This window comes from Bacteroides sp. AM16-24, from assembly GCF_003471885.1.
In the GTDB taxonomy this organism is placed as follows: Bacteria; Bacteroidota; Bacteroidia; order Bacteroidales; family Bacteroidaceae; genus Bacteroides.
In genome coordinates, this window is sequence record NZ_QRKI01000028.1 from 22,820 (window position 1) to 33,890 (window position 11,071).

Here is an 11,071-nt window from a genome sequence, read left to right on the forward strand (position 1 = left end):
ATAGATAGATGAAACGATATTTGATGATATTTTTGGCCGCTTTCATGGCTTTTCACTGTATGGGGGCTTCTTTGCCCTCCCAGGTGGACAGCCATGATATAGCGTCTTTACATGCATGGGGACCTTATTCCAAACGCTATGCAGGCATCTCGCACATACCTGATATGAGTAAAGGAATACGTTTTGATTTCTCCGTGATGCCCGGATATTATCGGAATCGCCAGTTGGTGCCTCATGTCCTGTTTGAATCGTCTTACTATCCATGGGAGATAAATCCGGAGGTGAATCGCATCACTTATCGATATGAACTGGAGTGGAAGGACAAGGTTTATACGGATGTCACTTATTACGTGTTGGATGATAACCGCACACTGGTCGGAATACATTGTGTCAACAATACAGGGATGCCTCAGAATCTGGTTCTGAACCAGATGGCTTATATAGACTATCCTGAGACGTATCCGCAGGTAACTGCTACAGGAGCATCGCGGCTGCAATGGTATAATGCCATTGATTATACGGAGAATGAACCTGTTCGGAAATCGCCTCAATACAGACTGGTATATGATGGGTGGCGGCGGAATGAAGAACGTACTGCTTCGTCTCTCGATGGTTCGATTCTGGGGAGAGGTTTCGGTAGGAGCGAAGGTGACCGCCTGAGTTATCAGGTGAAGATCCTTCCGGATCAGGAAAACGGAGCCATAGGCATCCGATTTAAGGTAAAGAAGGGAGAGAACGCTGTACTACAGCTGAAAGGACTGGTAGAACAATCTGTTACTCTGAAAGGTACGGGAGAATTTTCTTTCGTATCAGTTCTTTATCAGAATAAGAAGGCGGGAGAATACAAACTGGAACTTATTTCGGGCAGTACCGTTGAAATCGGTCTGGATGGATTCTTTATAGGCAGTGCGGATGATATCAGCAATGTAAAAGTAGTCCGTACGCCGATACCTTTTACTCCTGCAATGGAAGTAGGTAAAAACAAGAAAGACTTTATCCTGAAGTACAAGGACTGTGAAAACTATTATGGGGTGGCTTGGAACCATCAGCATTCGGAAGTTCGGGAAATACTGAACGGTGAATTGGAATCTTTCTTCCGGAGAAAGGTGCACGATCATGTCTCGTCAAGGCTGGTTGGAGATAGGAAGTGGCACTATACGAATGCTTTTTTGCGTCCTGTCGTGCTGGAACCAGATTCTGAACAGACCATTTACATGTTGGTATGCACAGGAGATAAGGAACAGGTACAACAAGAATTGCAGAGTTTCCATTCAATTCCGGATAAACTGATTGCGCAGGTTAAATCTACGGAAGGTGCAAAGTCTAAGGATAAAGTGTTACCGGGCGGAGAGAAGTATCTTCTGGGAAATCGTTTATTGCAAGCCTCGCTTTTATCGAATATCGTATATCCGGTTTATACGCAGAAAGAGTACATCAGGCATTTCACACCGGGCAAGAACTGGAATAGTCTTTATACTTGGGATTCCGGATTCATTGCACTGGGACTGATTGATGTGGATCCGGCTAAGGCTTTCGAATGCATCAAGGCCTATACAACTCCGGTAGGGAGTGAATCGGCTTTTATTCATCATGGCACTCCATTGCCTATCCAGATGTATGCTTACGCTGATTTGTGGAACAATAGCCTGTCACGTGAGACCTTGGAATTCTTATATCCCCGACTGAAACAGTTCTTTAACTTTATGGTTGGAAACGATCCTTACTCTACTACCCGGATGAAAGGTTCCGGTCTGCTTCGCACCTGGGATTATTTCTATAATTCCGGTGGATGGGACGATTATCCGCCTCAGCATGCACGTGGGGGGAATAAACTGGTGACTCCTGTAGTTACTTCAGCTTATTATCTGCGGGCTGCGAAAATACTGCGCCTGGCGGCAAAAGAGTTGGGACTGAAAAAGGATATGAAAGAATATGAGCAGGTAATCGGACGACTGTCGAATGCTTTGCAAACCTACTCTTGGGACGAAGAAAGCGGATATTTTGGGTATGTGCTCCATGATTCCTTGGAGAATGCGAAGGAAATCTTACGGTATAAGGACCGGTCGAACTTTAACAAGGGGTTGGATGGAGTGACTCCTCTGACAGCAGGTATCTGTTCTCCGGATCAGGTAAATAGGTTGGTGGGACATCTGTTTTCTCCCGATGAGTTATGGACAAAAGTAGGAATTTCAACGGTAGACCAGTCTGCGCCTTATTATAAAGTAGATGGGTATTGGAATGGTGCCGTATGGTTTCCCCATCAGTGGGTAATGTGGAAAACTCTTTTAGATTTAGGTAAGGGAGAAGAAGCCTACCGGGTGGCGCATACAGCCCTGGATAATTGGGAAAAGGAATGTGCAGCAAGCTATTTTACGTTTGAGCATTTCATTATCTCTTCGGGAAGAGGAGCGGGGTGGCACCAGTTTTCCGGACTTTCATCACCTATTTTGAATTGGTTTGCTGCCTATTATAAGCCGGGTAAAGTTTCTACCGGCTTTGAGGTATGGATTACGAAGAGCGAATTCAATAGTACTTGTTCTGGATATAAGGCTGATATCTCTTTTGACGATTCGACAAAGGCCCATGAACGCTGCATGATTGTCTGTATGGATGCAGAACATACATACGAAGCATTCTTCAATGGCAAGCCTGTCAAGTTCAGACCTGGTCATGCCGGAATGTTAGAAATTACTTTGCCGGCTACTAATAAAACAGGTGAACTCACAATCCGAGCTCTTAATTAAACTCATTACTGAGCGGATATGAATGAAGTGATGATTTATCAGTTCGCTTTTGATAGCCAGTAGTATCCGTCATCCTGAGCTTCATAACTGTAGGGATATGAGCCAAACGACAAAGGAATATTTTTTTACGAAAAGCAAATACCTAACCCAAAACATATATTTAGGGTACCTCAGTCGTATACTTAGGGTATCTCGGTATACGACTGAGGTACCCTAAGTATACGACTGAGATAGTCTCTATTTATATATACTCATAATCAAATAGTTACGTTTTTGCTGCTTCGCTGGTAATAAATTTAGATAAATAAATGGAAGGCATTTCACTCATTTTTACACGGTTATGAACAATATGTGGTAGGGTGGTAAAGTAGTTGTGTTATTAATTTCTGAGATACCTAAATAAGATATTCGTCTCATTATTGATAATTTTGTGTCTACCATTGTTTTGCGCCTATCAGACCGCTAATTTGAGACGTTTTTTCTCTTTTTAGAGATAACTTTGTTACCTATTATCTAACTGAATCTCTACTTTTGTCGTGCTTTGAAGCACAAGACAGTCTTTCAATTTTTTTAAATTTAATATTATGAAGCAGAAGATTTTAAGATTCTTTTCTGATGCAAGGGTTAGGATGGTACTCCTCTTCCTGATCTCTACGGTTTATGTTCAGGCCCAGTCGGGCAGAATTGTCACGGGTGTTGTTAAAGATGCCACGGGCGAAACAGTTATTGGAGTAAACGTAACTGTAAAGGGTAATGCTACTTTGGGAACAATTACCGATTTGGACGGTAAATATTCATTGAGCGTTCCTGCGCAGAAGGCTACTTTAGTATTTTCATTCATCGGTTATCAAACCCAGGAAAAAACAATTGATGCTAACACCAAAACTTTGAATGTTACGTTGGCTGAAGACTCTAAGTTGTTGGAAGAAGTTGTGGTGGTGGGTTATGGTACGATGAAGAGAAAAGACGTAACAGGTGCCGTGGCGCACATTGGTGAAGAAGTTACTAAAAACAGAGCTGCAACAAATGCTCTTGACTTCTTGGTCGGTGCAGTTCCTGGTGTACACATCACTCCCTCTACCGAAGCTGGTGGTGGTGCTTCCGGACTTCTGATCCGTGGTAAGCAGTCATTGAAAGCCAGTACTTCTCCTCTGATCGTCTTAGACGGTGTTGTATTCTATGGTAATATTGGAGATATTAATCCGAATGATATTGAAAGTATGGATATCCTGAAGGATGCCAGCTCTACTGCCATTTATGGTTCTAAAGGTTCGGCAGGTGTTATCCTTATTAATACCAAAAAAGGTACTTCTGAAAAGCCTATTATTAATGTAAGTACAAAAATCGGTGTGTCGCAGGCAACCTTTATGCCTGAAATGCCTACTGCCCAGCAGTATATGCAACGTCGTATGGATTACTATAAGACCATTGACTACTTTACACCGGGTGATAAGCAGAAGGGCCAGGGTTACTATGACAACCCCGATAACTTGCCCGAGGGTGTGTCACGCGACGAATGGGCTGCCTATGACCCTTCTTTCTCGGGTGACTACACTGAAACTTGGATGCAGCGTCTGAACTTCAATCCTATTGAAATACAGAACTACAAGGCCGGTAAGTTTGTTGACTGGATGGATCTTGTCTATCAGACTGGAGTGAGACAGGACTACAACGCTTCTGTTTCCGGTAAGACGGAAAGAACCAATTATTATGTATCGTTGGGCTATACGAACAACGACGGTATCGTGGTGGGTGACCAGTATCGTGCCTCCCGTTCACGTGTGAATTTGGATACGGAAATTACGAAATGGCTGAATTTCGGTTTGAATGCACAATTCACCCATAAGGGTTCGGATGAAATCAAAGCAGATACAGGAAACGCCAGGGCATCCAGTCCGTTTGGTGATGTGTATGAGGCTGACGGCAGCATCAAGATCAATCCTTGGGATGACAACCGTGTTAATAATGCATTGCTGAATCGCTCGGTAGATGAAAAATACTACCGCACGCAAACTTTCAACTCAAGTATCTACGGTAAACTGACCCTTCCGTACGGCTTCTCTTGGCAGACAACTTTCAATATCCGTTATGGTTGGAGAAAAGACTACTACTTCGATTCTGACATCAAGCCGGGTGTAGCGGCAGGCGGTAAGGCAAAACGCGTAGATTATTCTGACTACGAATGGAGCATTGACAATATGTTGAAGTGGAACCGCACTTTTGCTAAAGTACATAATCTCGATTTTACTTTCGTATATACTGCTGAAAAATATCAGAATTGGCAAAGTACCGGAAACAATGAAGGTTTCCAACCTAACGGTGCTTTGGGCTTTCATGCCATTCAGGCCGGTATCACTCCTACAGTAAGCTCAAATGATGAAATGCAAACCGGTAATGGTTTGTTGTGGCGTTTGAATTACTCTTTGATGGATCGTTATTTGCTAACCGGCTCTGTTCGTCGTGACGGTTTCTCCGCCTTTGGTCAGAATAACCCTTTCGGTGTGTTCTCTACGGTAGCTGCCGGATGGCGCATCTCTGAAGAGAAGTTTTTGAAAGATGTGAAGTGGATCAACAACCTGAAACTGCGTCTTTCCTGGGGACAGACCGGTAACCGTGATATTGGTCGCTACGCAGCTTTCTCACGACTAACCATTACCAATGTTATCCAAGATGCTGTAAATTATAAAGGTGTATATCCTTCAAGTTTGGCCAACAGAAATCTGAAGTGGGAAACTACTACTGGATTCAACTTTGGTGTTGATTTCGGATTGTTCAACAACCGATTGAGTGGTTCTGTAGAACTTTATAAGAATAAGACAAATGATTTGCTGATGGACCGTGCTATGCCTGAAATTTCAGGATATGGTAAGATTGCTTCCAACTTGGGAGAACTTGCTAACCGGGGCGCTGAATTGACTTTATCAAGTGTAAATGTGAACTCCCGGAATGTACGTTGGAGCACCACATTTACTTACTCTACCAATAAGAATGAAATTAAACATTTGTATGGTGATATGGTTGATGTGCTGGATGCAGACGGTAATGTCATCGGACAACGTGAGGATGACGACGTGCAAAACGGCTGGTATATCGGACACGCCATTGATGAAATCTATGACTATAAGTGGATAGGTGTATGGCAGCTGGGTGAAGAATTGGAAGCGGACAAATATGGCAAGCAACCGGGTGACCCGAAATTGTTGGATGTCAATAAAGACGGTAAAATCAACGACGATGATAAACTTTGGTTAGGCACTAAAACTCCGAAGCATCGCATGACGCTGAGCAGTGATCTGGATCTCTTCAAATGCATCAATTTCTCGTTTGTATTGCGTGGCGAGTTCGGCTGGATGGATATCGATAACCAACCAAGAAATGAGACTAATCGTTTCTATGATACTTCCAATTCCGTATGGACCGAATACTGGACTCCTTGGGCCCCCAATAACAAGTATGCCCGTTTGGGTTCAGACTCGAGCAACCCGGGTGTGAACATCTACGAGAAGAGAAACTACTTGCGGATGCAGAATATGGCTTTGTCCTACACTTTCCCCAAGAAGCTGGTCAACAAGTTCATGATTGACAACTTGCGTTTCAGCATCAATGTGGATAATGCATTTGTCATTTCCAAGTGGAGAACTTCAGATCCCTTGACGAAAGCCATTACTCCGCGCATCTGGACATTCGGTGTGAATGTAACCTTATAATCTTGACAGAATAAATATTTTAAATAAAGAGATTCAACATGAAAACAAAGAGATATATAGTAAAAGGTCTGGCCACTTGCCTGATAGCTGCCGGACTGTCCGGTTGTGTCGACCTGGATCCGAAGGCAATGTCATTCCTGACACCTGAGAACACCTTTGTGGATAAGGATGGTGTGGAAACCATGCTCCGCCTCTGCCGTAAGCAGATGAATTTTGAATGGTTTGGAAACGCTTTCAATGCCAGCAACTGTGAGTCTTTTGCCGTGTATGAGTATGCTTGGTCCGACTTGGCTGTGATGGGCGGTCCCGAGACTAAGGAAATCCACAATATGGTGACCCAGTTGACTCCTACCACCAACATGCATTTGCACCTCCGTTATTGGGTGTTTGGCTGGAATGGCATCAAGTATGCCAACACTGTCATTACCCGTACTCCCGAGGCGCAGGGAATGGCTACGGAAGAGGATCGCAACGCATGTTTGGCCGAAGGGTATTTCCATCGTGCCTATTGGTACTACCTGTTGGTGCACCAGTTTGGCGACATCCCCTGGATTGATGAAGAAATCACTGGTGCCAAGTTGGACTTCAATACAGTGTCGCGCAAGACTATTCTCGCCAACATCAAGAAAGATATGGAGTATGCAGTACAATGGTTACCCAAAGAGGTGGTTCGTGGTGCTGTGAACAGAGCTGCCGGTGAGCACCTGCTTGCCAAGATATGCCTGGCAATGGGCGACTTCAAGCAGGCTGTGGCCGCCACTACCCGCTGCATCAATGATTATGGTCTGCATCTGATGACTGAGCGTTTCGGAATCAATGCAGATGACAAGACTAAAGATGTTTACAATGATCTTTTCCAGGAAGAGAATATCAGTCTCATGGAAAATAAGGAGGGCATCATGATCGGGCAGGAAATCTACGGTCTGGATGGCTGCTCTTCTGGAGGAGGATCCAGCCGTAAGAAAACTTTCGTGCCGCGTTGGTATGATAACAAGGTGAAGACTCCCGATGGCAAGAAAGGATGTACTGATAATAAGGGTGTCTATGACGGATACGAGCAACTGGAATATCTGGGTCGCGGATTGGCTAAGGTTCGTCCTACCAACTATGCGCAGTATTATCTGTGGAAAGACTGCGGTGATGATATGCGCCACAACCCCAACAACTGGTTCGACAAGTCGCGTATCGTATATAACAATCCGCCAGCAAAGGGAGGTAGTGCCAAGTACTTCGGGCAACCGGTGGATCCTGCTTACTGTTCGGACACCATGCGCTGTTACTTCTCCTTCCCAATTGTGAAAGTACTGATTGACAAGGATGACCAAAAAGCCGGAGGTAATGCACCGGAGGGTGGTTTCACTGACCAGTACATCTTCCGTCTGGCAGAGACTTATCTGAACAGGGCTGAGGCCTACTGGTGGATGGGTGAGCAAGATCTGGCAGCTAAGGATGTGAATGAAATCCGCCGTCGTGTGAATGCTCCGGAACTGCCGACCGTTACGTTGGATGATATTCTGGACGAGCGTGCCCGTGAGCTGTTCTTTGAAGACCACCGCAAGACTGAATTGACGCGTATCGCTTACTTGATGGCTGAAAAAGGCATAGACGGATATTCTCTTGATAAATTCTCTGAGAAGAATTGGTACTATGACCGTATGATGGAAAAAAACAACTTCTTTGCAGAAAAGTACTTTTATTCTACCAATGCATTCATTATAGAGCCTTATCATGTATTGTGGCCTATTCCGCGTAATGCCATAGCTTCCAATACTCAAGGTCGTATCAATCAGAACTACGGTTACGATGGTTATGAAGATAATATTCCTGTAGAAGAACTTGAAAAAAGATATAATAATTGATTATGAGAAGTAAATATATATTGTTTGCCTTGGCTCTGACAGGAGCCTTGGCATCCTGTTCGGATGATGATAATAATAAAAAGCCGGTTTATAACAACCCTTATTCAAACCCGCTGACTAACTACAGTGCGGCTGATCCGACAGTTTGGAAAGAAAACGATCATTCGTTCTATGTATATGCTACCAACACATCTGTAATCCGCAAATCAACAGATTTGATCCATTGGACAGATGGTGGTAAAATGTTTGAGAAGAAACCTTCGTTTGTTACTGAATCTGGTGCGGCAGTATGGGCTCCGGACATTGAGAAGATTGGTGATAAATACATTCTGTATTATGCTATGTCTGCTATGGGTAAACCTGCATCTGCCGGCATTGGAATTGCTTCTGCAGATTCTCCCGAAGGTCCTTTCTCATTGGATATATCTGTTGATGGAAAGGGTAAGTTATTTACTTCAAATGAGATTAATGTAAGAAACTCTATCGATCCTTGCTTTTTTGAGGATAATGGACAGAAATGGCTGGTTTGGGGTAGTTTTAATGGTCTTTATGCAGTAAAATTGAATGCTGACGGAACAAGAGTATATCCCGACCTTGCAACTGCAAAGAAAGAAAGAGTACAGGTTGCGGGTACTGCTTTTGAAGCACCTTACATCCATAAGCGTGGTGATTATTACTATATGTTTGCATCTGTAGGTTCATGTTGTAACTCAATGTTGAGTACATATACTACTGTTGTCGGACGTTCTACTTCTTTCTTAGGCCCCTACGTGAATAAGAATGGAGAATCAATGCTTGATAATAAATATGAGGTTCTTATCAGAGCTAATGATCGCTTTGTAGGTCCTGGCCATAACTCGGAGATTGTGACGGATAGCGAAGGTAATGAGTGGATGTTGTATCACAGTTACGACAGACACACTCCAAGCAAAGGACGTTATCTGATGATCGACCGGATTGTTTGGGAGAATGATTGGCCGGTAATTGCTGGTAATAGTCCATCTACCGAAGCAGAAGCACCGGTTTGTAAATAGTAATAGTGAATATATGCAGAAAATATTGTTAATAGGAGCTTTTCTCGCCATAAGCTGTCTGCTTATGGCGGGAAAGCCCGTCAAGAGTTATCAGAATCCGGTTATAAACTATAGTTTACCTGATCCTTCTATTATCAAAGGGGAGGATGGATACTATTACCTGTATGCCACTGAAGATATTCGAAACCTGCCTATTCATCGTTCGAAAGACTTGATGAAGTGGGAATATGTGGGTACTGCTTTTACTAAAAGCACTCGGCCGAATTTTGAACCCAAAGGAGGATTATGGGCTCCTGATATCAATAAAATAGGTGATAAATATGTACTTTATTATTCCATGTCCGTTTGGGGAGGTGAGTGGACTTGTGGCATCGGATGTGCTACTGCCGATAAGCCTAAAGGCCCTTTTAAGGATCATGGGAAAATGTTCCGTAGCAATGAAATCAATGTGCAGAATTCCATAGATCCTTTCTATATGGAGGATGGAGGAAAGAAATATCTCTTCTGGGGTAGTTTCCGTGGAATTTATGGTATTGAACTGTCGGATGACGGACTTTCTATAAAGAAAGGTGCTAAACTCCGTCAGGTAGCGGGGACAGCCTATGAAGGAACATATATTCATAAAAAAGATGGCTATTATTATTTCTTTGCATCCATAGGTACTTGTTGTGAAGGATTGAAGAGCACTTATACTACAGTTGTAGGTCGTTCGAAGAAGCTTTTTGGACCTTATGTTGATAAAAGCGGTAAGAAGATGCTGGATAACCACCATGAAGTGTTAATTCATAAGAATGATGCTTTTGTAGGTACCGGGCATAATTCAGAGATTGTAACGGATAAAGCAGGTAATGACTGGATGTTCTATCATGCAGTGAGTACTAAAAATCCCGGAGGTCGCGTGCTGATGATGGATAAGGTGAATTGGAAGGACGGATGGCCATCAGTGACCGGCAATTCTCCGTCGATAGAAGCTGAAAGACCTGAAATGTAGAATAGTAAAATGAAGATTGAATATGAGGTTAAAAAGATTGTTTTTAGGGATAATGCTTTCTGCGGGCATTGCAAATATAGGAGCAGCAAATTATACTCCTGAGAATGTTTCCATTTCTTTAAAAGTTCCGGGCAATGACGCCCAGCACTATTCACTGACTCTCCAGAAGCAGCAGGACGGTGTGTATACCTGCCACTCTTCCGAGCAGTTGCCATTGGTTATTACCCGCCAGGTAGTTGATAAAGATGGCAAGCAGCGTATTAACGTTGTCATCACGGCCTTGGATACTGTTTATTTCAATTATGGCGAGCAAATAAAAACCGGATACCGTCATTCCGATTGCCAGTTCTATATGCCCGGTTTCTGGTACCGCCAGAATCTTCGTTCTCCCGAAAAGGCCCCTTCTTTCCATACCTCGGATAGCTGGCTGGTACGCGAAGACCGTCTGAGTACTCCTCTGACTGCCGCCTTCAATTCAAGTAAAGGCAAGTCCATGTCAGTCATCCGTATTGACAAGTTTGACAAGGAGGCTTTGGCTACTCACAAAGAAGGCGAGGTTATTGTCTCCGGTGAGACTTCCATCGGCTATACCGGCTTCGAGAACATAGGTGGCATGACTGTCCTTTCCTATGGTTTCCCTTATAAGGAAGCTCCCAAGACTTATATCCGTAAACTGACTCTTGCCCCTTCCGTTGAGGCTTTCCAGCTGCTTCGCAAGGGTGATAGCATTACCCTG

Annotated in this window: 5 protein-coding genes and 1 pseudogene; all 6 read left to right on the forward strand. The window is 43.7% G+C overall.

Features of this window, described 5'->3' with window-relative positions; all coding sequences use genetic code 11:
* Positions 1-8: 8 nt before the first annotated feature.
* Complete coding sequence (locus DW182_RS20995) at positions 9-2,744, forward strand: trehalase family glycosidase (protein ID WP_118296722.1); 2,736 nt, start codon at positions 9-11, stop codon at positions 2,742-2,744.
* A gap of 584 nt (positions 2,745-3,328) precedes the next feature.
* The gene (locus DW182_RS21000) at positions 3,329-6,451 is read left to right on the forward strand and encodes a TonB-dependent receptor (RefSeq protein WP_118296724.1); all 3,123 of its coding nucleotides are present in this window, start codon (positions 3,329-3,331) and stop codon (positions 6,449-6,451) included.
* Between the two features lie 38 nt (positions 6,452-6,489).
* The gene (locus DW182_RS21005) at positions 6,490-8,310 is read left to right on the forward strand and encodes a RagB/SusD family nutrient uptake outer membrane protein (protein WP_118296726.1); all 1,821 of its coding nucleotides are present in this window, start codon (positions 6,490-6,492) and stop codon (positions 8,308-8,310) included.
* Positions 8,311-8,312: 2 nt separating this feature from the next.
* Positions 8,313-9,344 (forward strand): family 43 glycosylhydrolase, encoded by a 1,032-nt coding sequence (locus DW182_RS21010; protein WP_007661341.1) that lies wholly within the window; start codon positions 8,313-8,315, stop codon positions 9,342-9,344.
* A 64-nt stretch (positions 9,345-9,408) separates the two neighbouring features.
* Complete coding sequence (locus DW182_RS21015) at positions 9,409-10,335, forward strand: family 43 glycosylhydrolase (protein ID WP_370449838.1); 927 nt, start codon at positions 9,409-9,411, stop codon at positions 10,333-10,335.
* A gap of 22 nt (positions 10,336-10,357) precedes the next feature.
* A pseudogene (locus tag DW182_RS22625) lies at positions 10,358-11,071 on the forward strand (hypothetical protein); the annotation flags it as partial.

Excerpts from the sequence above, each read along its gene's own strand:
- DW182_RS21010 (WP_007661341.1), top strand. The coding sequence starts at position 8,313 with ATGAGAAGTAAATATATATTGTTTGCCTTGGCTCTGACAGGAGCCTTG.
- DW182_RS21000 (WP_118296724.1), top strand. The coding sequence starts at position 3,329 with ATGAAGCAGAAGATTTTAAGATTCTTTTCTGATGCAAGGGTTAGGATG.
- DW182_RS21015 (WP_370449838.1), top strand. The coding sequence starts at position 9,409 with ATGGCGGGAAAGCCCGTCAAGAGTTATCAGAATCCGGTTATAAACTAT.
- DW182_RS20995 (WP_118296722.1), top strand. The coding sequence starts at position 9 with ATGAAACGATATTTGATGATATTTTTGGCCGCTTTCATGGCTTTTCAC.
- DW182_RS21005 (WP_118296726.1), top strand. The coding sequence starts at position 6,490 with ATGAAAACAAAGAGATATATAGTAAAAGGTCTGGCCACTTGCCTGATA.